Raw genomic sequence first — 20,805 nt, 5'->3', positions numbered from 1 at the left:
CATGGACACGTCCCTGCCTGCCGAGGTGGATCTCGTCGTCGTCGGCTCCGGCGCCGGCGGCCTGCTCGCCGCGGTGCGCGCGAAGGACGCCGGGCTGTCGGTGCTGGTGGTGGAGAAGGCCGCCCAGGTCGGCGGCACCTCGGCCCTGTCCGGCGGCGACATCTGGATCCCCTGCAACCACGACCAGGCCAAGGCCGGCGTGGAGGACAACCTGACCGACGCGTTCCGCTACGTGCGCACCGCCGCGCGCGGCATGTCGAGCGACGAGCGCATCCTCGCCTATCTCGAAACCGCGCCGCAGATGGCGGAGTACCTCGGCGCGATCGGCGTGGGCTACCGCTGCGTGCCGCTGTATGCCGACTACTACCCCACCCTGCCCGGCGCGCGCCCCGGCGGCCGCACGATGGATCCGCTCGGCTTCAACGCGGCCAAGCTCGGGCTGGAGGCGCTCGGTCACGTGCGGCCGACCAACCCCGGCCAGCTCATCATGGGCCGCATGAACATCAACTCCTTCGACGCGCACACCATGCTGTCGAAGGGGCGCGGCTCCAACTGGGTGCTGGTCAAGATCATGCTGCGCTACGCGCTGGATTACCCCTGGCGCTGGAAAACCAAACGCGACCGCCGCCTCACCGGTGGCCAGGCGTTGGTGGCCGGGCTGTACTGGGCGCTGCGCCAGCGCGCCATTCCGTTGGCGCTCGACACGCCGATGCGCGAGCTGGTGTTCGACGGTGGCCGCGTCGCCGGCGTCGTGGTCGAACATGGCGGCACGCGCCGCACCATCCACGCGCGCCGCGGCGTGCTGCTCGCCGCCGGCGGCTTCGAGCGCAACCAGGCCATGCGCGAGCAATACCTGCCCAAGCCGACCGATGCGCAGTGGACGGCGACGCCACCGGAAGGCAATACCGGTGACGCCATCCGCGCCGCGCAGGCGCTGGGCGCGGCCACCGCGCTGATGGAACACACCTGGGGCGCGCCGACGATCCAGGTCCCGAAGGAAGAGAAATTTCGCCCGGTGTTCGTCGAGCGCTCGATGCCCGGCTGCATGGTGGTGAACGCGCAGGGCAAGCGTTTTCTGGACGAATCCGGCCCCTACCCCGAGTTCCAGCAGGCGATGTTTATCGACCACGCCGCGCACGGCGGCGCGATCCCCGCGTGGATCGTGTTCGACGCGGATTTCCGCGCGAAATACCCGATGGGCCCGCTGATGCCGGCGATGGCGATGCCGGATACGCGCATCCGCAAAAGCTGGTGGAACACGCTAGTGTGGAAGGGCGAGACGCTCGCCGAGCTCGCCGCCGCCATCGGCGTCGATGCCATTGGGCTTGCGGACAGCGCCTCCCGCATGACGGGTTTCGCGCAGACCGGCACCGACGAGGACTTCGGCCGCGGCGGCAACGTGTTCGACTGCTACTACGGCGATGTCAACGTCAAGCCCAACCCGAACCTCGCGCCGATCGCGAAGGGCCCGTTCTACGCGATGAAGATCTGGCCGGGTGACATCGGCACCAAGGGCGGCCTGGTCACCGACCGCGACGGCCGCGTGCTCGACGCCACCGGCCGCGCCATCGACGGCCTGTATTGCACCGGCAACAACAGCGCCTCGGTGATGGGGCCTTCCTACCCCGGCGCCGGCTCCACGCTTGGTCCGGCGATGACGTTTGCCTACCGCGCGGTGGCGCACGCCACCGGCCAGCCGCTGGCGCTCGAACACCGCGACCTGCTGGCCCACACCGCGGAACCCGCCGGCAGCCACGCATGAACGGCATGCGTGGCGCCGACCCGTCAGCGGCGGCCACCGGTGAGCCGCACGGCTCCACCGTGACGCCGATCCTTCCGTCGCTCGAGGTGGACACCGACGACGCGATCACGTGGAGCGACGGCGCCGACGTGCTGGTGGTCGGCTGGGGCCTCGCCGGCGCGTGCGCCGCCATCGAGGCCCGCGCGGCAGGCGCCACGACCATCGTGATCGACCGCTTCGGTGGCGGCGGTGCCAGCACCTTGTCCGGCGGCGTGGTGTACGCAGGCGGCGGCACCCGCCAGCAGCAGCAAGCGGGCTTCGCCGACACGCCGGAAGCCATGCAGGATTACCTTCGCCACGAAGTCGAGGACGCCGTGCAACCCGCCACGCTGGCGCGCTTCTGCGCGGAAAGCGCAGGCAACCTCGCGTGGCTCGAAGCCCACGGCGTCGCCTTCGCCGCGACCACCACGGCGCACAAGACCTCGTATCCACCGGACGGCGTGTTTCTCTACTACTCCGGCAGCGAGATGGTGCCGGCCTTTCGCGGCGCGACGGCGCCGGTGCCGCGCGGCCACCGCGCAGTGTCGAAAGGCCAGAGCGGCACTGCCCTGTACGCGGCCATGCAACGCGCCACCGAACACGCCGGAGCCAAGCCGTTGCGGCAGGCCGCGGTGCGCCGGCTGGTGCGGCTGCGCACGCGGGACGGCCGCCCCGGCCGCGTGCTGGGCGTCGAAGCCTGGGTGCTGCCGGAAGGCGACCCACGCACGCGCCGGCACGCCGAGCTGGACGTCCGCATTGCCGGCTGGCGCCTGTACCACCCCGGCAAGGCCGCCGCCGCGCGCCGCGAGCAGGCGCAGATCGAGCAGGCGCTGGCGCAGCCGTGCTACCTGCGCGCACGGCGCGCGCTGGTGCTCGCCACCGGCGGCTACATCTACAACCCGCAACTGATCGCCGAACACGCGCCGCGCTACCGCGCCGGCTGGCCGATCGGCGGCGCCGGCTGCGACGGCAGCGGCATCCGCCTCGGCGCCAGCATCGGCGGCGCCACCGCGCGCCTCGGCAACATTTCCGCGTGGCGCTTCATCACGCCACCGTACTGCTGGCCAAAGGGATTGGTGGTCAATGCCCGTGGCGAGCGCTTTTGCAATGAGCAGGTCTACGGCGCGCGCCTGGGCTACGAGATCGTCGAACACCAAGGTGGCAAGGCGTGGCTGATCATCGACACCCGCCTGCGCCGGCAAGCCATCAAGGAGTGTCTGTTCGGCCGACTATGGGCATTCCAGTCATTGCCGGCACTGATGCTGATGCTGGCCGGCTCGCCCAAGGCGCGCACGCTGGCCGACCTGGCACGCAAGATCGGCGCCGACCCGGCCATCCTGGAAACCACCGTGGCCAGCGCGAACGCCGCAGCGCACGGCACCGGCGCAGATCCGCTCGGCAAATCGCCAGACCTGCGCCAGGCGTGCGCCGCCCCACCGTTCCACGCGCTGGACATCTCGATCGGCGCCCGCCGGTTCCCGCTTGCCACATTGAGTCTGGGTGGGCTGGTCGTCGATGAATCAGACGGCCACGTGCGCGACGCCCAAGGCATCAACGTGCCGGGGCTGTTCGCCGCCGGGCGTTCCGCCATCGGCATCGCGTCGGCGCACTATGTGAGTGGCCTGTCGCTCGCCGATTGCGTGTTTTCCGGTCGCCGCGCCGGACGGGCGGCGGCAGCGGAGGCCATTGCGGAGGGTGCCCATGAGTGATCGTCTTGCCGGCAAGGTCGCGCTTGTCACCGGCGGCGCCAGCGGCCTCGGTGCCGAAGCGGCGCGGCTGTTTGCGCGCGAGGGAGCGCGGGTCGCGCTGACCGACATCGCCGATGATACCGGTGCGACGCTGGCGGCCGACCTCGTCGCCCAGTGTGGTGCCGGCCACGCGCTGTTCCTGCACCACGACGTATCCAGCGAGGCCGATTGGCAACGCGTGCTCGCAAACCTGGGCCACCAACTCGGCCCGCTCGACATCCTGGTCAACAACGCCGGCATCCTGATTCCCGGTGACCTCGAGCAGGCCACCCTCGACGCCTTCCGCAGGACGCTGGAGGTCAATGCGCAATCGTGTTTCCTCGGCCTGAAACACGGCGTGGCCGCCATGCGGACGCGCGGCGGCGCGATCGCCAACGTGGCCTCGGTCGCCTCGTGGCTGCCGGTGGATGGCTACCCCGCCTACAGCGCGTCCAAGGCGGCGGTGGCCGCGCTCACCCGTTCCGCCGCACTGCATTGCCGGCGCAAGGGCTACGACATCCGCATCAACTCGCTGCACCCGGACGGCATCTGGACGCCGATGATGCAGGCGTCGCTGCCGCCGGGCGTGCCTCCGGAAGCAGTGCTGTTCGACCCGCACGCCAACCCGCGCGGGCGGGCGCTGAAGGTCGAACACATCGCGCGTGCCCTGCTGTGGCTCGTCAGCGACGATGCCGCGGCGATCAGCGGCGCGGAAATCCATGCCGACCGTGCCGTGCACGGCCTGGGGTTGTAGCCATGGCGACACCAGGCGATCCGCGCTACCACGCACTGCGGGTGAGCGCCGTGATGGACGAGACCGACGACGCCAAGTCGCTGGTGTTCGACGTGCCCGAGGCGCTGCGCCCGACCTTTGCGTACAAGCCCGGCCAGTTCCTCACGCTGCGCCTGCCGGTGAACGGCCGCCGCGTGCGCCGCTGCTACTCGATGTCCAGCGCGCCGGCGGTCGACGACGGCCCGCGGGTGACGGTCAAGCGCGTGCGCAGCGGTACCGGGTCCAACTGGATCTGCGACAACGTGAAAGCGGGCGATACCCTGGACGTATTGCCGCCATCGGGCTCGTTCACCCCGCGCGCCGGGCTGGATGGCGATTTCCTGCTGCTCGCCGGCGGCAGCGGCATCACGCCGGTGTTTTCCATCCTGCGCTCCACGCTGCACCTGGGCAGCGGCCGCGTCGTGCTGCTGTACATGAACCGCGACGAGCACTCGATCATTTTCCGCAAGGAACTGATGGCGCTGGCCGCCGCGCACCCCACCCGGCTGCAGGTCATCCATTGGCTGGATTCGGTGCAGGGCGTGCCCACGCTGGCCCAGCTTGCGGAGCTGGCCAAGCCATTCGCCGCCGGTCAGGCTTTCATCTGCGGCCCCGGCCCGTTCATGGACGCGGCGGTGAGCGCCCTGCAGGCGATCGAGATGTCGGCCGAACGCATCCGCGTCGAACGCTTCAGCTCGTTGCCCGACGAGGAGGACGCGGACGACATCAATGCCGCCGCGGCTGCCGATGCCCCGGCCCCGGCGGTGGCTGAGGCCGACATCGATATCCTGCTCGACGGTGAGGTCCACCACGTGCGCTGCGCCGGCGACCAGCCGATCCTCGATGCCGCACTCGCGGCCGGCTTGCCCGCGCCGTACTCCTGCCGTGCCGGCATGTGCGCCTCCTGCATGTGCCAGGTAAAGGAGGGCAGCGTGTTCCTGCGGCACAACGAGGTGCTGGACAAGAAGGATCTCGAGAAGGCGTGGACGCTTGCCTGCCAGGCGCTGCCGACCAGCGCCAGCGTGAAAGTGGAGTTTCCATGAGCGACCGCGTACCCGACTATCCGGCCGGCCTGCCGCGCACCCTGCCCGAGGCAATCCGGCGGGCCGCCGCGCAATGGCCGGCCCGCGAGGCCATCGTCGATAGCGACACCCGCATCAGCTATGCCGATCTCGCCGGACACAGCGTGCGGATTGCGCGCAGCCTGATCGCGCTGGGCGTCGGCGCCGGCGACCGCGTGGCGATCTGGGCGCCGAACATCGCCGAGTGGATCCTCGCCGCCTGCGGCATCCACGCCGCCGGCGCGATCCTGGTGCCGGTCAACACCCGCATGAAAGGCACCGAAGCCGCCGACATGCTCGCGCGCAGCGGCACCCGCGTGCTGGTTTCCATCGGCAAATTCCTCGGCCACGACTACCCGGCCATGCTGGCCGGCGAGATGCGCCCGGCCTGCCTCGAACACATCGTGGTGGTGCGTGGCGCGCCCACCGCCGGCAACCTCGGGTGGCAGGATTTCCTCGCCCTCGGCGACGCCGCGCCGGCGGCAAGCGTCGCCGAGCGGCTGGCGCATCTCGCGCCGGACAGCGTCGCCGACCTGCTGTTCACCTCCGGCACCACCGGCCGGCCGAAAGGCGTGATGTGCACCCATGGCGCCACCATCCGCGCGTTCACCGCGTGGAGCGGCGCGGTGGAGCTGCGCGCCGGCGACCGCTACCTCATCATCAACCCGTTCTTCCACTCCTTCGGCTACAAGGCCGGCTGGGTGGCCGCGTTCCTGCGTGGTGCCACGGTGTACCCGTACGCGGTGTTCGACGTGGATGCGGTGCTGGCACTGATCCAGCGCGAACACATCAACTTCCTGCCCGGCCCGCCCACGCTGTTCCTGTCGATGCTGGCGCACCCGGCGTTGGCATCCTTCGACATCTCCTCGCTGACCGGCGCGGTGACCGGCGCCTCGGTCGTGCCGCCCATCCTCATCCGGCGCATGCGCGAGGAGCTCGGCATCGACCATGTCACCACCGCCTACGGGCTCACCGAATGCGGCGGCTGCGCCACCGTGTGCGACCCCGGCGACGACGCCGAAACCGTGGCCAATACCTGCGGCCACGCGTTGCCCGGCACCGAGGTGCGTTGCGTCGACGCGAACAACCGGCCGGTGCCGGTCGGTACCGCGGGCGAAGTCGTGCTGCGCGGCTATCACGTGATGCGCGGCTATTTCCAGGACGATGCGGCGACCCGGAAAGCCATCGATGCCGACGGCTGGCTGCACACCGGCGACGTCGGCGTGCTCGACGCGCGCGGCTACCTGCGCATCACCGACCGGCTCAAGGACATGTTCATCGTCGGCGGCTTCAACTGCTACCCGGCCGAGATCGAGCGCATGCTCTCCGAGCACCCGGCCATCGCCCAGGTCGCCGTGATAGGCGTACCCGATGTGCGCATGGGCGAAGTCGGCTGTGCCTGCGTCGTGCTGCGCCCTGGCGCCAGCCTCGACGAAGCCGGGCTCATCGCCTGGTCGCGCGAGCACATGGCCAACTACAAGGTGCCGCGCCACGTGCGCGTACTGCCCGCGCTGCCGATGGGCGCCACCGCCAAGGTCGACAAGCGCGCGCTCGCCGCGCAGGTGCGCGCCACGCTGGGGTGACTCCGCGGGTCGGGATCCACCCCCGACAAGGCCGTCCGCTTACAGCACGCCCGCGCCTTAGTCCCATCAGACGATGGCCGCCACACGCGCGCTTGCCCACAATGGCTCATCGCGTCGGCGCGGGGATACACCATGGGTTTGCAGGGCAAGGCGGCGCTGGTCGGCGCAGCGCAATACAAGCCGGAGAAATACGCGACGGCACCTCGGCAGTTCCATCTGGACCAGGTGAGCGAGCTGGCCGGCATGGCGCTGGCGGATGCCGGGCTGGAGCTGGGCGACCTCGACGGTCTGGTCGTCACCGGTGCGTATTTCCACGAGGCCAACCAGTTCGTGCCGGCAATGGTGGCCGAATACCTCGGCATCAAGCTCGGCTTTGCCGAAACCATCGATCTCGGCGGCGCCAGCTCGGTCGGCGCGGTATGGCGCGCGGCGGCGGCGATCGAGCTCGGCCTGTGCAGCGCCGTGCTGTGCGTGATCCCGGCGCGCATGGCGCCGACCAGTGCATACGACGACCACGCCGCCGAGGTGATGAAAGCCTCGCGCTACGGTGGCCACAGCACGCGCTGGGGCGCGCCGGAGGCGGAGTTCGACCTGCCCTACGGCCACATGGCACAAAACACCGGTTACGCGATGATCGCCCAGCGCTACGCGGCGGTGCACGGCTACGACGCCGCGGCGATGGCGCGCATCTGCGTGGACCAGCGCTTCAACGCCTGCCACAACCCGGACGCGATGTTCCACGGCAAGCCGATCACGGTGGACGACGTGCTCGCCTCGCGCATGGTCGCCGAGCCGCTGCGCATGCTGGAGATCGTGATGCCGGTGGCCGGCGGCGCCGCGGTGATCGTGGCGCGCGACGACGTGGCGCGCGGCTGCCGCCACCGCGCGGTGCGCGTGATCGGCTGCGGCGAGCAGGTCAAGACCAAGTCGCCGAGTTATGCCGAGGACATGCTCGCCACGCCGATCATCCCCGCCTCGCGCACCGCCTTCGACATGGCCGGGGTGAAACCCGCCGAGGTCGACATGGCGCAGGTCTACGACTGCTACACCATCACCGTGCTGCTCTCGCTCGAAGGCGCGGGCTTCTGCGCGCCGGGCAGCGGCATGCGCTTCCTGCGCGAGCACGATTTTACCTTCAACGGCGATTTCCCGATGAACACCCACGGCGGCCAGTTGAGCTTCGGCCAGACCGGCAGCGCCGGCGGCATGACCCAGGTGATCGAGGCGATGCAGCAGATCCAGGGCCGCGCCGGCGAGCGCCAGCTCGGCAGGCACGACCTTGCTTATGTCTCCGGCACCGGCGGCGTGATGAGCGAACAAGGCGCACTGATCCTCAGGGGGGCCGCGTGATGAGATGGAACAAACCGCTGCCGCGCCCGACGCCGATCTCGCAGCCCTGGTGGGACGGGCTCAAGGCGCACGAGGTGCGCATCCAGCAATGCACGGCGTGCGACGCATGGGTGTTCTTCCCGCGTGCGCACTGCCCGGTCTGCGCCTCGCGCCAGCTCGCATGGCGCACGGTATCCGGCCACGGCACGCTGTACAGCTTCACCCTGGCGCGCGTGCCGACGCTGCCGGAGTTCACCGACGAGCTGCCGCAACTGCTTGCTGTGGTGCAGCTCGACGAAGGCCCGCACCTCAACACCACGCTGCTCGGGCTGCCGCCCGAACGCTGGCAGATCGGCGCGCGCGTGCGCCCGGTGTTCGACGATCGCCCCGGCGAGTTCACCCTGCTGCGTTATGCGCCGGAGGACGGCGACACCCCGGCGGTGTTGCGCGCGGAAACGCCAACTGCCGCCGCTGCTCCGGCCCCGGTCGCAACCGAAGCACCGAAGCGCCGCGTCTCGTGCAAGGACGTGGTGGCGATGCGCGCGCTCGTATCCGACGATTTCGGCGGCTGGTCGAACGAGTTCACCGTCACCCAGGAACTGATCGACCGTTTCGCCGACCTCTCCGGCGACGATTACTGGATCCATACCGACCCCGCGCGCGCGAAGGCGCAAAGCCCGTTCGGCATGACCATTGCGCAGGGTGCGCTGGTGCAGGTGCTGGTGAGCCAGCTCAAGCTGCCGTTCGATTACGAAGTGGTCGATTTCCACAACATGGTCAACTACGGCAGCGATCGCCTGCGCTTCCCCACGCCGGTGCCCGCCGGCTGCCGCATCCACGCGCGCAGCCGGGTCAAAGCGGTGGAAGCGGTGAAGAGCGGCGTGCTGGTGACCCAGGAGATCGACATCCACGTCGTCGGCCAGGATCGCCCGTCGGTCATCAACGACCTGCTCGTGCTGTACATGTGAGCGCCGCGCCGTGAACGCGACCATGCGCAAGCTCGTGGTAGTGATGGCCGCCGCCAGCCTCGCCTCGGCGATCGGCGGGCTGCCATTCAATGCGCTGCCGGTGCTGCTGGGCAGCCTGGCGGAAACCTTCGCGCTGCCGGCCGCCACCGTCGGCTACATCGGCTCCACCTGCTTCGCCGGGTATCTCGTGGGCACGCTCGGGGCGCCGCTGTGGATGAACCGCCTCGACTGGCGCGTGCTCACCGTGGTCAGCGCGCTCGGCACCGCCGGTGCCTTCGCCGCGAGCGCGTTCGTGCAGCACGCGGCGGCGCTCTACGCGGCGTGGGCCGCGATCGGCTTCTTCGCCTCCACCATGACCTGCCTCGGCATGCGCGTGCTCTCCGACCTGCCGGACAAGGTGCGCGCCTTCGGCGTGCGCCAGGGTACCGAGCTGGCGGTGACCGCCATCGTGCTGTTCGCGCTGCCGCCACTGGTGATCGCGGTGTGGCATTACCAGGGCGCGGCGCTCGCGCTGGCCGGCGTGGTGCTGCTGCTCGGGCTCTCCGCGTTCCGCGTGCCGCGCCATCCGCTGGTGGCGCCGCCGGCAACCGACGGCACCCGCCAGCAGCTGCCCGCCGCCAGCCTGTATGCGCTCGGCGTGTTCTTCCTGTTCCTCGTCGGCAACATCGGGTTGTGGGCCTTCCTTGAACGCCTGGGCGCCCAACTCGCCGTCCGCCCGGCCGAAATGGGCCTGGTGTTCGCCGTGCTGAAACTCCTGGGCGGCACCGCCGCCTTCGCCGTCGCCGCCATCGGCGAGCGCTGGGGCGAGCGTGCGCCGCACGTGCTGGTGCTCGCCGGCGTCGGCACCGGGCTGGCGCTGCTCGCCACGGCACACGGTTTCCCGGGCTTCGCCGCCGGTGCGTGGCTGTGGGAGTTCTCGTTGACCTGCGGCTGCGTGTTCCAGACCGCCATCATCGCCCGCCGCGACCCGGGCGGCCGCGCGGTGGTGCTGGTGCCTGCGGTATTCGCCCTGAGTTCGATGGTCGGCCCCGGCCTCGCCGGCAAACTCGTCACGCTCGCCGGGTACGGCCCGCTGCTGCTCGGCGCCTTGCTGTCCACCCTCGTACCGATCGTCGCGTACACCCTGCGCCGGACTGCGCACCCCGCATCATTGCAGCACTCGTCAGCGGCCTGATCGCGAATTCTGACGAAACTCCGCGATGTCCCGGCCCTCCTGCTTAGCGTGGGTTTCACGTCGCCGAGGGGCACGCTGAACCGAACGCCAGACAATACGAGCAATGCAGATGCGGGGTCTTCGACCTACAACAACGACGGCCGCGCTTCCGCATGCCACGTATGTGTCTTCGAACCGTCGTTCAAACGTGCTGCACTTCGGAGTGGAATTCGCCCCCAAACAAGGATCGCGTAGATACCAACACTTCGAATGCCTGGAACGCGAAAAGAGCCCACATCGAGGGTAGGGAAGCCTTCTGTTGGGCCATCAGCGGCAGTACCCGTCGACGTCAACGATGCTGCATCGGTGCTGCACTGGCATCCCGCGTGTTTCGCAGGCACTGTCGATTGTTGGCAGCACCGAGCTCAAGGAAATCAGCTCGGTGGACAAGAGGGTATTACTCATTGCGCCCCGACTACCGATGCGGGGTCTGTCCCAAATCCGTCCCAGAACTGTCCCAGCGAAATGGTGCGCCTGGCGGGATTCGAACCCACGACCCCTTGCTTCGGAGGCAAGTACTCTATCCAGCTGAGCTACAGGCGCGTTTTTTAAGGACTTTTTGCTTGGTGACGGTGCTTTTTGAACAATAGCGGGTGGGACGGACGAAACCTCTCAAGATGTTGCTGAGTACTACCTTCGGAGGCAAGTACTCTATCCAGCTGAGCTACAGGCGCACGGTGGACGCGCACGCTGGGCAGGGCCGGCGGCGTGGCGGGTGGGCAGTATAGCGGAGATGCAGGCGGCGCTGAGGTGCACCGCCAACGGGTGACATGGCGCCTGCTTCCCGGCGGAAACAGGCGCTGTGGGTTTCAGCGGGCCTTCAAGAGTTGGCTCAAGGTGTCGGGCCTGGTCTCGTCGCGCACGAGGTGCGGGTACTTGAGGCCATCGTGGTAGTCGATGCGCAGGGTCTTGTACTCGTCGAAGTTCTTGACCAGGAGCTCGATCGGCTGGTGCTTGTCCTTGGCGGCGGCGGTGACGGCCTCTTTCAGGGCATCGGCGTCGTAGTCGTGGCCGTTGACGGCGATGACGGTCATGCCGGGCGCGACGCCGGCGTTGAAGGCCGGGCCATCCCACAGCACGTCGTTGATGGCACCGGCCTTGCCAATGGAGAGGCCCAGCGAATAGGTGAGGTCGGCCACGTGCCGGCGCGCCTCGACCGACTTGACCGCGGCGCTCGGGGTGTCGGTGTAGACGAGTTTCCAGCCGTGCGACGCGATGCCGTCGATCAGCGGACCGTGGCCGTCGAGCAGCTTGCGCAGGTAGTCGGCCCAGGCGTACGGCGCGATGTCGTTCAGCGTCTTCACCACGTCGTCGAAGGTGTAGGTGCTGGTGACGAAGCTGCCCGGGTCCATGCCGAAGAATGCCTTGGCGAAATCATCGATGTTCTTTTTGTCGCCACTGAGCGCGCGCAGCTTGGCGTCGACATCGAGCCAGATCATCTGGCCGGCGCTGTAGTAATCCTCGCTGCCCTGGTAGTTGCGGTACGGCAGCGGCGCGCGGCGGGCAATGATCGGATCGTTGGTGGTGTCCTGCACGTTGCGCCAGCTCGCCAGGCCGGGGCGACCCTTGTCGTACACGGCGGCCACGTAGGCCCACATGTCGTGTGCATCGTCGGTGCTCCACAGGCCGGAACGGGCAGCCATCACCTGCCCCCAGAACTGGGTCTGGCCCTCGTATACCCACAGGAGCGAATCCTGCATGGGCACGTTGAAGTTGGGCGTCCACAGGTCGGCCGGGCGGCGGAACTTGCCGTCCCACGAGTGGTTGAACTCGTGCGAGAAGAGATCGCGCGTCAGCGCGTTTTTCTTCCACTCGGTGAAGAAGTCGGCCACCGTGCCGTCTTCGCTGGACTGGTGGTGCTCCAGCCCGTTGCCGCTCATCTTGTCGCTGAGCGAGACGAGAAAATCGTAGTGGTCGTAGTGGTGCGTGCCGTAGAGCTTGTACATCTGCTGCACGAGGTTCTTGAACGGCTGGATGTGTTCGTCGTTGGTCGGCAGGTACTTCGGCGCATCGGCGACGAAGTCCATGTGAACCGGGGTCTTGGCGCCGGGGTCGAGATCGACGCGCTTGAAGTACTTGCCGGCGTAGATCGGCGAATCCACCAGCGTGTTGTAGGTGGTGGGCTTGAAGTGCACGGTGTCGCCGTCGCGCGAGGCGACTTCGAGCGCGCTGCCGAACTGCCAGCCAGCGGGGAATTTCACGCTGGCGCGGGTCTTGATCTGGCGCGTGTAGTAGCCGGCCGGGTACAGCGAGTTGGCGTTCCACTGCAGGTTGAGCATCTCCAGCGTCATCACCACGCGGCCCTGGCTGCGGCTCTGCGGCGAGAGAAACTGGAAATCCACCTCGACCTGGCTCGCGCCCTGCGGCACTTCCACATGGAACGCGAAGACGTTGAGCGGGTCGCGCTTCCACGCGAGCACTTTGCCGCCCGCCTTCACCACCAGCCCGGCGAGCTTGTCGATCGGGCCCGTCGGCGAATGGTTGCCCGGCAGCCACTGCGGGTAGAGCAGCGTGAGCGGGCCGGGCGCGGCAGGCACCACTTCGTGCACGCGGAACACGCGATGCGCGAGGTCGGTGGCATCAACGTTGATCTGCAGGGTGCCGGGGTAGGCAACGTCCTGCGGCGCGGGTACATCGGCAAGAGCATTCATGGCAGCCAATCCAAAAACGGTGGCAACAATGGCGGAGGCGAGACGCGTGGCTTTCATGGATTCTCCCAAAGACGACGGTCGCGCCGCACCTCGCGGGGCGGCGGATACCCGATGCTAGAGGTTGCCGGCGCGCCATCCCCCGTGCCGGAGGTCATGGGGCGCGGGGAAACCAGCGCCGAGGCCGGCCCCGCCGATCATTTCCTCGGCGCGATGATGGCGCCGAGGAAGTCCGTGCCGCCGGCACGCTCCAGGTGCGGATAGCGCAGGCCGCCGTGGTAATCAACCTTGGCGGTGCTGTAGACGTCGACGTTTTTCACCAAGAGCTCGATCGGTGCAGTGCCGCCCTTGGCGGCGGTGACCGCATCCTTGAGCGCATCGGGCGAATAATCCTTGCCGTTGACGGCGACGATGACGAGGCCGGGCACGAGGCCCGCCTTGAACGCCGGCCCACCCCACTGCACGTCCTGGACATGGCCGTTCTTGGCGGCGCTGAGGCCGAGCGAAGCAGCCAGATCGACGCCGTGGCGAATGCTTTCCATCGCCTTGGTGCGCGCGTTCGGCTGGTCGGTGTAAACCAGTTTCCAGCCACTGCGCGCGATACCGTGCTCGGGCAGGTTCGCGCCGGTGTAGTCGAGCCGGGCGCGCAGGAATTTCGCCCAGTCGAACGGCTGCACCTGGTTCAGCGTGTGCACCACGTCGTCGAAGGTGTAGGTCTTGGTGATGGCGCTGCCGTTGTCCATGCCGTAGAACGCGCGCGCGAAATCATCCAGCGAGTGCTTGCCGGCGGAGAGCTCGCGGAGCTTGGTGTCCACGTCCAGCCACAACAGCTGGCCCTCGGCGTAGAAGTCGGTGCCGCGCCGCCAGTTGGCCCAGCCGCGACCGCCGTAGTAGGTGAGCGGCGCGGCATCGGCGGTGTCCTGCAGCGGGCGCCACGCGCGGCCGGTGCGCGCGCTCATTGCCGCGTCGATGTCGGCCATCGTGTCGCGGAACTGCACGGGGCTCCACAGCCCGGCGCGCGCGGTAAGCACGCTGCACCAGTAATCGGTCAGCCCCTCGTACACCCACAAGAGATCGTCCTGCATCTTCACGTTGAAGTTGGGCGTCCACAGATCGGCCGGGCGACGGAACTTGCCGTTCCACGAGTGCAGGTACTCGTGGGTCATGAGGCTGGCGGCCAGCGTGTGCATGTCGGCGTTGGTGAAGAAGTCCGCCGGCAGGCGGTCGTCGCTGGACTGGTGGTGCTCCAGCCCGAAGTGCCCGGTGTGGTCGGACAGCGTGAGCAGGAAGTCGTAATGCGCGTAGTGGTGCGCGCCAAACATTCGGTTGGTCTGCGCCACCATCGCGCGCTGGCCTTCCAGCTCCTTCGGTGTCAGCACGACATCCTTGGCGCCGTCGCCCACCACGTTCAAATGCACCGGCGCCTTGGCGCCGGGCGCCAGGTCGACGCGGTTGAAATGCGTGCCGGCGATCAGCGGCGAGTCGACAAAATCATTGAAGCCGAGTGGCTGGAAGGTGATGGCGTTGCCGCGCCGGCTCGCCACCTGCATCGCGGTGCCGTATTGCCAGCCCGCCGGCAGCTCGACCGTGGGCTGGATACGCACGTTGCGCGAAAAATGCCCGGCCGGATAGAACGCCACCTGGTTGAACTCCACATCCACCAGGTTTGGCGTGGACGATGCGCTCGCGCCGAACAGGCTGCCCTGCCCCGGCGCCGGGGCCAGAAACTCGAACGCCAGATCGAGCTGGCTGACGCCGGCCGGCACGTCCAGGTGGATCGCATACATGTCGCGCAGGTCGCGCCGCCACGGCAGCTGCTTGCCGTTCGCGGTGATGATCAGCCCGGCCACGTTCGAGATCGGCCCGGACGGTGCATGCTCGCCGGGAATCCACTCCGGGTAGAGCAGCGTGAACGGCCCGGCCGCGACCGGGATCGTCTCGTGCACGCGAAACACGCGCTTGGGCGCGTCGGTCAGATCCACGTTGACGGTGAGCGTGCCGGGATACGCCACGTCGACTGGCGTCGACCGCCGCGCATCCTGCGCCGCAGCGGCAAACGTCAATGTACCGACCAGGGCGGCGGCAAGCAGGCTGAGGCAAAAACGCTGATTCACGGCAGGCTCCGGCAAACGCCGGCAAGCGCAACCGCAGCCGGCAACCATGTCGTTCGTCAAACACGGCGAGCGGCGGCTCATGCCGGGATCGTAATCCGCGCCGCGCGGCGATCACCCTGCCAGAGGTCACGTCGCAAGAACTGGCGCCAGCGTGCGGCGATTTGACGAGCCACCGATTCCGGGCGGATCGACGCGACACGCTGCCCCGGCTCACCCCGCCTGCTCTTCCAACCGGCTGTGCCGGATGCCGTAGGCGAAGTAGATCACCAGGCCCAGTGCGAGCCAGATTAGGAACCGCTCGAAGGTGACGACCGGCAGGCCGCCGATGCGCTGCCAGCCGGCCGCGTCGGGCCACGGCAGGCCAAAGATCAGGAGCAGCGAAAAGGCAATGCCGAGCGGAGCGAGGAAACCGATCCACGGCATGCGGAAGGTGCGCGGCAATTGCGGCTGGCGGATGCGCAGCGTGAGCACCGCGCTGCAGATGATGATGAAGGCGCTGAGGGTGCCGATGTTGACCAGTTCGGCCACTTCGCCAATCGGCAGGAGCCCGGCGACGATGGCGGTAAATACGCCCAAAATCAGCGTGGGTCGTGCCGGGGTGCCAAAGCGTGGGCTGACCTTGGCGAACCAGCCGGGCAACAGGCCATCGCGCGCCAGCGCGAACCAGATGCGCGCCGCGCCGAGCATGAAGGCGAACAGCACGCTGGTGACGCCGATCACCGCGGCCGCCGCAATCGCCACGCTGACCCAGTGCAGGCCGATGGCGGCGAACGCCTGCGACACCGAGGCGTCGCCGTTCAAGTTGCTGTAATGGGTGATGCCGGTGATGACCAGCGACACCGCCACGTACAGCACCATCGCCACCGCGAGCGAAAGCAGCACCGCGCGCGGCAGGTCGCGCTGCGGGTGTTTCGCCTCCTCCGCCGCGGTGGTCAGCGTGTCGTAGCCGAACACGGCGAAGAACACCACGCTGGCGCCGGTGAGCACGCCGGCCCAGCCGAAATGGCCGACGCCCTGCGCATCGAACACCCGCGGCGGAATGAACGGGTGCCAGTTGGCGGCGTGGATGAAGAACGCGCCCACGCCGATCACCAGCAGCACGCCGGCGACCTTGATCGCCACGATGGCGGTGTTGAAGCGCGCGCCGACCTCCATGCGCACGGTGAGCAGGATCGCCACGCCGACCGACACCGCGGCGGCGATGACGTTGAAGCGGTGGCCGTCGCTCGGCGCCACCACCGCGGTGCCATGCACGCCAAAGATTTGCTGCAGGTAATAGTGCATGGTCTGCGGGCTCATGCTCTGCTGCGCCCACTCCGGCAGGTGCAGCCCCGCCGAGGCCAGCAGCACCTGCACGTAGCCCGACCAGCCGATGGCGACCACCGCCACCACCAGCGCGTATTCCAGCAGGAGATCCCAGCCGATGATCCAGGCCACGAACTCGCCGAGCACCGCATAGCCGTAGGTGTAGGCGCTGCCGGTGACCGGAATCAGCCCGGCAAACTCCGCGTAGCACAGCGCCGCGCACGCGCTGCCGGCACCGGCGATGAGAAACGACAGTGCCACCGCGGGGCCGGCGTTCGCCGCCGCCTGCTGGCCGGCGAGCACGAAGATTCCGACGCCGATGATGCCGCCGACGCCGATCGCGGTGAGCTGCCAGAGACCCAGCACGCGGCGGAAATCCCCGCGCCGGCTGGCCTCCCCCTGCAACTGCTCAACCGACTTGTGGCGCAGCATGCGGCTCAGGAAACCCATGGACATCCCCGTGGTGAAAGCCGGTCGATCATAGCCAATCGGCAAGTTGGGTCATGGGCCAGAAGCCAGGCAACCGGAAGACGCGCTCAGCGGTGGACGCCAGTCGTCATGTTGCAGGAGCGCAGATGCACGAGGGCCATTTGGCGAAGGGCCCCAACGCCCCCTACGCGTGCTGATGCATCGCGGGCGTGTCGGCACGCAGCATGACCAGCGCCAGCGCACTGGCGCCGAACACCAGCGCAAATGCCAGCGCCACGCGGCTGTCCAGATGGGCGACGCCGAACCAGCGCAGGGTGGCCAGCGGCAGCACGGCGGTGGCGATCACCCGCACGGCTTCCGCCCAGCGCGCCCAGCGGCGTCTCTCCATCAGGCCGCCAAGCACCCACAGGCTGGCGACGAGATAGCCGGCGTACGCCATTTGCGACGCCGGCGCGGCGTGGCTCGCCAGCGCGAGGAACTGGTTCGCCATGCCAAGCAGCAGCGCGAACTGGATCAGCACGTAGGTGCGGCACGCGCGCGACATCGGCGGGTCGTAGCGCTCGCGGCTGGGCGCGAACCCGCTGCGCGGATAGCGCGCGGCAAGGTCGGGCGGCTGCCAGCCCGGCGGCTTCAGCCACACCCGCAGCTTGTCGCGCCAGCGCCGGGTGTGCCGGCTGTCCTGCCACGCATGCCAGTACACCTCGGCATTCGCCCACAGCGGGTTCCAGCTGCGCAGCGGCGCGCGCGTGCCATACACCGGCGGATCGGCCGGGTCTTCCGCCACGAAGGTGCCGAACAGGCGATCCCACAGGATGAGGATGCCGCCGTAGTTCTTGTCGAGGTAGCGGTCGTTCACCGCGTGGTGGGCGCGGTGGTTGGACGGCGAACAGAACACGCGGTCGAACCAGCCGAGGGTGCCGATCTGTTCGGTGTGCACCCAGAACTGGTACAGCAGGTCAATCAGCGCCACGATCACGAACACTTCCACCGGCACGCCGAGAATCGCCAGCGGCAGGTAGAAGATCCAGCTGAGCAAGGGCCCGGTGCCGGTCTGGCGCAGCGCGGTGGAGAGGTTGTAGCGCTCGCTCTGGTGGTGCACCACATGGGCGGCCCAGAGGATATTCACCTCGTGCCCCTTGCGGTGCAGCCAGTAGTAGCAAAAGTCGTAGCCGAGCAGCGCAACGACCCAGGTTGCCACGCTGTCCGCCGGCAACCGCCACAGCGCAAGGTGCTGCGCGCACCACGCGTAAATGCCGAACGTGAGCGCCGTGGTGAACACCGCCACGATCTGCGACAGCACGCCGAGGCCGATACTGTTCACGCTGTCGTTGCCGGCGTACGCGTCGCGCCCCCGCCCGCGCGCCACCAGCCACTCGATGGCGATCAGCAGGAAAAACGCCGGCGTGGCCCAGGTGATGATCAACGCCTGCGGGTTCATGCACCCTCCGCGGCGGAAGTCGAACGCGCGATCCGCCATTGCGCTGCATAGTACGTCGCCAGGATCCACAGCGGCGCCAACGGCAGCGGCCCACGGAACCGATCCCACGCCAGCAGGGCGTCGCTCAGCATGAACAGCAGCGCGCCAACCGCCGCAAGACGCGCCGACCGGTCGCCGTGCGCCATCCGCGCACGTGCCAGCGCCACTCCGGCCATGCTGGCCAGCACCGCCACGTAGGCGATCACCGCCGGCCGCAGCGGTGGCGCGATCGCGGTCCACAACGCGGCCACGCAGGCGGCGCCGAAGCCGAGCGTCGCGAGCAGGGGCAACAGCAACCGGCGCATCACGCCAAGCGTGAAAAAAGCCCGCAGATAGCACAGGTGCGCGACGAGGAAGGCCACCAGCCCCGGCACGAAGAGATCCCCCGGCAGCATCAGCAGCACGTCGCCGAGCAGCGAACAGCCCAGCCCCAGGGCAATGAAACGGCGATAGCGCGCGGAAACCGCCGGCTGCGCGCGCAACGCCAGCACGAGGATGCACGCGGTGGCCAGCGGCTTGCCGAACCACAACAGCCAATCTGCCCACGGCGCCGCGGGTGCGAGCAGCGCGCCGGCGATCGCCAGCGCCGCGGCGATGACCGTTGCCCACGCCAGTGGCGCCGAAGCGGCACGCGTCACTGGTACACCTGCAGGCGGTCGAAGATCCATGCGTAATACGAGGCCAGCAGCGTCTTGTCCGGGCAGTCGGTGAAGCGGCCGTTGCAGCGCTCGCGCAAGGCGGTCACGGCGGCGAAATAACCGTCGGCAGGCAGTCCGGCGGCCGCCAGCACCATGGTCGGCAGGTAGGCGATGTCGAGCGCGGGGTAGCTGGGCAACGGCGGGCCGGCGAAGTTGCTCTTGACCATGTAGTAGGTGAGGAAATCCCGCTCGCCGCGCAGCGTGTCGGGCAGGTTGCGGTCGAGGCCACGGATGAGGCCGTTGAACGAGGGCTGGTGGTCGCCGAAGTGCACCAGCACGGTGGGTTCCGGGCGCGCGAGGAACAGCTTTTCCAGATGTCGCATGCCGACGTCGGAGTCGTGCAGTTGCCACAGGTAGGTATCGAGGTTCAGGCCCAGCGCCGGCGATACGTTCTTGACCAGGTTGCGGAACGGCTTGGGCAACTGGCGCATCGGCTTCTCGTCGTGCGGGCCGTGCTGGTTCAAGGTGAGGATCATCACGAACACCGGTTGCCCCGGTTTTTTCACCTTGTCGTAGACGCGTTTGGCCGCGTCGAACATCTGGGTGTCGCTTTCCTCCCACTCCTTCAAGCCAAGCTCGGCAGCGTCGTAGAGATGGTCGAAGCCGTAGGCCTGATAGGCATTGCGGCCGTTGATGAAATCGCCGTTGGTCGGGTAGATCGCAATCGTGGCGTAGCCGAGCCGGCGCAGCAGGCTGGGCAGCGAGTCGCGCAAATGCGGCGCCAGCACGAACGGCGCATACATGCCGCCGGGGCCGAAGACGTCCTGCGGCAAACCGGATTCCACCGCAAACTCGCTGACCCAGGTGCCGCCGCCGAAGGTGTGCGTGCGCAGCAGGCCGTAGCCACGCGTGCGCCTGCCCGGTCGAAACAGCGCGACCTTGCACGCCGGCACCCTGCACACGCTGTAGATCGACGGATCGAAGGTGCTTTCCTCCAGCACCTGCACGATGTCGGGATACGGCGGCGGGCGCGTGCCGGGCAAGCCGTCTGCCGTCGCGCCCCAGTCGCGCCGCGCCACCTGGTCGTCGGCCATCTCCGGCAGGCTCACGCCGGCATCGTTGAGGTTGACGAAGAAGTTGGTGAGCTGCGCGTCGTCGGTCATCTTTTGCCATGCGTTGCGCTGGTGCACCGACGCAAACGGCCCGGTCGGCAACAGGCAAACGCGAAACGCGGCCACGCACAGCAGCGCCCCCACCACGCGCAACACGACCAGGCGCCGGCCGCGCGCCGCTGGCCACAGCCGACGATCCAGCCGCCACGCGAGCACCAGCACCAGCGGCACGCCGACCACGACCGCGATCGCCAGCCAATACATCTGCGGGTAGCGGCGCAGTGTTTCGAACAGGCTCGCCCGCGCGTAGTAGATGAAATCCGCCGGCATCAGCGCGGCATCGAGGTAGCGCAGCTTGAGGTCGGAAATGATGCGCAACGCCGCAAACGGCAGGCCGGCCAGCAGCAGCGCAAACGCCGGGCGCCAGGTAGCCGCCAGCGCCGCACCCGTGGCGCACACCAGCACCGCAACGACAAACATACGCTGCGCCGGGTCAGGCTCCGGCCACACCGCAACCCATGCACACGCCAGCCAGACCAGCGCCGCAAGCCCGCGCACCAGCGCGTGGCGCGTGCAGCACCATTGCCACCATCGTTCCAACATGCTCCGGCCCCCTGCAGCCGCGGCAAAATCAAGCCGCCATCTTACG

Annotated in this window: 14 protein-coding genes and 1 tRNA gene; 8 read left to right on the top strand and 7 right to left on the bottom strand. The window is 68.5% G+C overall.

Going from position 1 to position 20,805, the window contains the following annotated elements:
- Nucleotide 1: 1 nt before the first annotated feature.
- From AC3WP6_RS02130 to AC3WP6_RS02095, 8 genes are all read left to right on the top strand, one after another.
- Entirely contained in the window at nt 2–1,762 is a 1,761-nt protein-coding gene (locus AC3WP6_RS02130; RefSeq protein ID WP_492626145.1) for an FAD-binding protein, read from the top strand.
- Nucleotides 1,759–3,489, top strand: coding sequence for an FAD-binding protein (locus tag AC3WP6_RS02125; RefSeq protein WP_492626144.1), 1,731 nt, complete (start codon nt 1,759–1,761; stop codon nt 3,487–3,489). The genes AC3WP6_RS02130 and AC3WP6_RS02125 overlap by 4 nt, the downstream gene beginning before the upstream one ends.
- The gene (locus tag AC3WP6_RS02120) at nt 3,482–4,261 is read left to right on the top strand and encodes an SDR family oxidoreductase (RefSeq protein ID WP_492626143.1); all 780 of its coding nucleotides are present in this window, start codon (nt 3,482–3,484) and stop codon (nt 4,259–4,261) included. The genes AC3WP6_RS02125 and AC3WP6_RS02120 overlap by 8 nt, the downstream gene beginning before the upstream one ends.
- Before the next feature lie 2 nt (nt 4,262–4,263).
- Nucleotides 4,264–5,322, top strand: coding sequence for a 2Fe-2S iron-sulfur cluster-binding protein (locus AC3WP6_RS02115; RefSeq protein WP_492626142.1), 1,059 nt, complete (start codon nt 4,264–4,266; stop codon nt 5,320–5,322).
- On the top strand, nt 5,319–6,923 hold the full coding sequence (locus tag AC3WP6_RS02110; RefSeq protein WP_492626141.1) for a FadD3 family acyl-CoA ligase: 1,605 nt from the start codon (nt 5,319–5,321) through the stop codon (nt 6,921–6,923). The genes AC3WP6_RS02115 and AC3WP6_RS02110 overlap by 4 nt, the downstream gene beginning before the upstream one ends.
- 132 nt (nt 6,924–7,055) lie before the next feature.
- Complete coding sequence (locus AC3WP6_RS02105; RefSeq protein WP_492626140.1) at nt 7,056–8,273, top strand: thiolase family protein; 1,218 nt, start codon at nt 7,056–7,058, stop codon at nt 8,271–8,273.
- Entirely contained in the window at nt 8,273–9,220 is a 948-nt protein-coding gene (locus tag AC3WP6_RS02100) for an OB-fold domain-containing protein (RefSeq protein ID WP_492626139.1), read from the top strand. Before AC3WP6_RS02105 ends, AC3WP6_RS02100 begins: the two co-directional genes overlap by 1 nt.
- Before the next feature lie 22 nt (nt 9,221–9,242).
- Nucleotides 9,243–10,394: an MFS transporter gene (locus AC3WP6_RS02095; RefSeq protein WP_492626138.1), complete on the top strand. Its 1,152-nt coding sequence runs from the start codon at nt 9,243–9,245 to the stop codon at nt 10,392–10,394.
- Nucleotides 10,395–10,899: 505 nt separating this feature from the next.
- Here the strand turns inward: AC3WP6_RS02095 and AC3WP6_RS02090 are convergent.
- From AC3WP6_RS02090 to AC3WP6_RS02060, 7 genes are all read right to left on the bottom strand, one after another.
- Nucleotides 10,900–10,976 (bottom strand) — tRNA-Arg (locus AC3WP6_RS02090).
- A gap of 266 nt (nt 10,977–11,242) precedes the next feature.
- Entirely contained in the window at nt 11,243–13,141 is a 1,899-nt protein-coding gene (locus AC3WP6_RS02085) for a M61 family metallopeptidase (RefSeq protein ID WP_492626137.1), read from the bottom strand.
- A 137-nt stretch (nt 13,142–13,278) separates the two neighbouring features.
- Nucleotides 13,279–15,195, bottom strand: coding sequence for a M61 family metallopeptidase (locus AC3WP6_RS02080; protein ID WP_492626136.1), 1,917 nt, complete (start codon nt 15,193–15,195; stop codon nt 13,279–13,281).
- 210 nt (nt 15,196–15,405) lie between these two features.
- Nucleotides 15,406–16,950: an amino acid permease gene (locus AC3WP6_RS02075; protein WP_492626135.1), complete on the bottom strand. Its 1,545-nt coding sequence runs from the start codon at nt 16,948–16,950 to the stop codon at nt 15,406–15,408.
- 163 nt (nt 16,951–17,113) lie between these two features.
- Nucleotides 17,114–18,367, bottom strand: a complete 1,254-nt coding sequence (locus AC3WP6_RS02070) for a sterol desaturase family protein (protein ID WP_492626134.1) — start codon at nt 18,365–18,367, stop codon at nt 17,114–17,116.
- Complete coding sequence (locus AC3WP6_RS02065) at nt 18,364–19,044, bottom strand: lysoplasmalogenase (RefSeq protein ID WP_492626133.1); 681 nt, start codon at nt 19,042–19,044, stop codon at nt 18,364–18,366. The genes AC3WP6_RS02070 and AC3WP6_RS02065 overlap by 4 nt, the downstream gene beginning before the upstream one ends.
- Nucleotides 19,041–20,759, bottom strand: a complete 1,719-nt coding sequence (locus AC3WP6_RS02060) for an LTA synthase family protein (RefSeq protein ID WP_492626132.1) — start codon at nt 20,757–20,759, stop codon at nt 19,041–19,043. The genes AC3WP6_RS02065 and AC3WP6_RS02060 overlap by 4 nt, the downstream gene beginning before the upstream one ends.
- Between the last annotated feature and the right edge of the window lie 46 nt (nt 20,760–20,805).

It is taken from the genome of Rhodanobacter sp. FW106-HT46G03, from assembly GCF_058789895.1.
Note: the sequence above shows the minus strand (reverse complement) of the source record. Positions and strands in the feature narration are given on the sequence as shown.

Excerpts from the sequence above, each read along its gene's own strand:
- AC3WP6_RS02125 (WP_492626144.1), top strand. The coding sequence starts at position 1,759 with ATGAACGGCATGCGTGGCGCCGACCCGTCAGCGGCGGCCACCGGTGAG.
- AC3WP6_RS02130 (WP_492626145.1), top strand. The coding sequence starts at position 2 with ATGGACACGTCCCTGCCTGCCGAGGTGGATCTCGTCGTCGTCGGCTCC.
- AC3WP6_RS02060 (WP_492626132.1), bottom strand. The coding sequence starts at position 20,759 with ATGTTGGAACGATGGTGGCAATGGTGCTGCACGCGCCACGCGCTGGTG.
- AC3WP6_RS02070 (WP_492626134.1), bottom strand. The coding sequence starts at position 18,367 with ATGAACCCGCAGGCGTTGATCATCACCTGGGCCACGCCGGCGTTTTTC.
- AC3WP6_RS02095 (WP_492626138.1), top strand. The coding sequence starts at position 9,243 with ATGCGCAAGCTCGTGGTAGTGATGGCCGCCGCCAGCCTCGCCTCGGCG.
- AC3WP6_RS02120 (WP_492626143.1), top strand. The coding sequence starts at position 3,482 with ATGAGTGATCGTCTTGCCGGCAAGGTCGCGCTTGTCACCGGCGGCGCC.
- AC3WP6_RS02075 (WP_492626135.1), bottom strand. The coding sequence starts at position 16,950 with ATGGGTTTCCTGAGCCGCATGCTGCGCCACAAGTCGGTTGAGCAGTTG.
- AC3WP6_RS02100 (WP_492626139.1), top strand. The coding sequence starts at position 8,273 with ATGAGATGGAACAAACCGCTGCCGCGCCCGACGCCGATCTCGCAGCCC.
- AC3WP6_RS02115 (WP_492626142.1), top strand. The coding sequence starts at position 4,264 with ATGGCGACACCAGGCGATCCGCGCTACCACGCACTGCGGGTGAGCGCC.
- AC3WP6_RS02085 (WP_492626137.1), bottom strand. The coding sequence starts at position 13,141 with ATGAAAGCCACGCGTCTCGCCTCCGCCATTGTTGCCACCGTTTTTGGA.
- AC3WP6_RS02105 (WP_492626140.1), top strand. The coding sequence starts at position 7,056 with ATGGGTTTGCAGGGCAAGGCGGCGCTGGTCGGCGCAGCGCAATACAAG.
- AC3WP6_RS02110 (WP_492626141.1), top strand. The coding sequence starts at position 5,319 with ATGAGCGACCGCGTACCCGACTATCCGGCCGGCCTGCCGCGCACCCTG.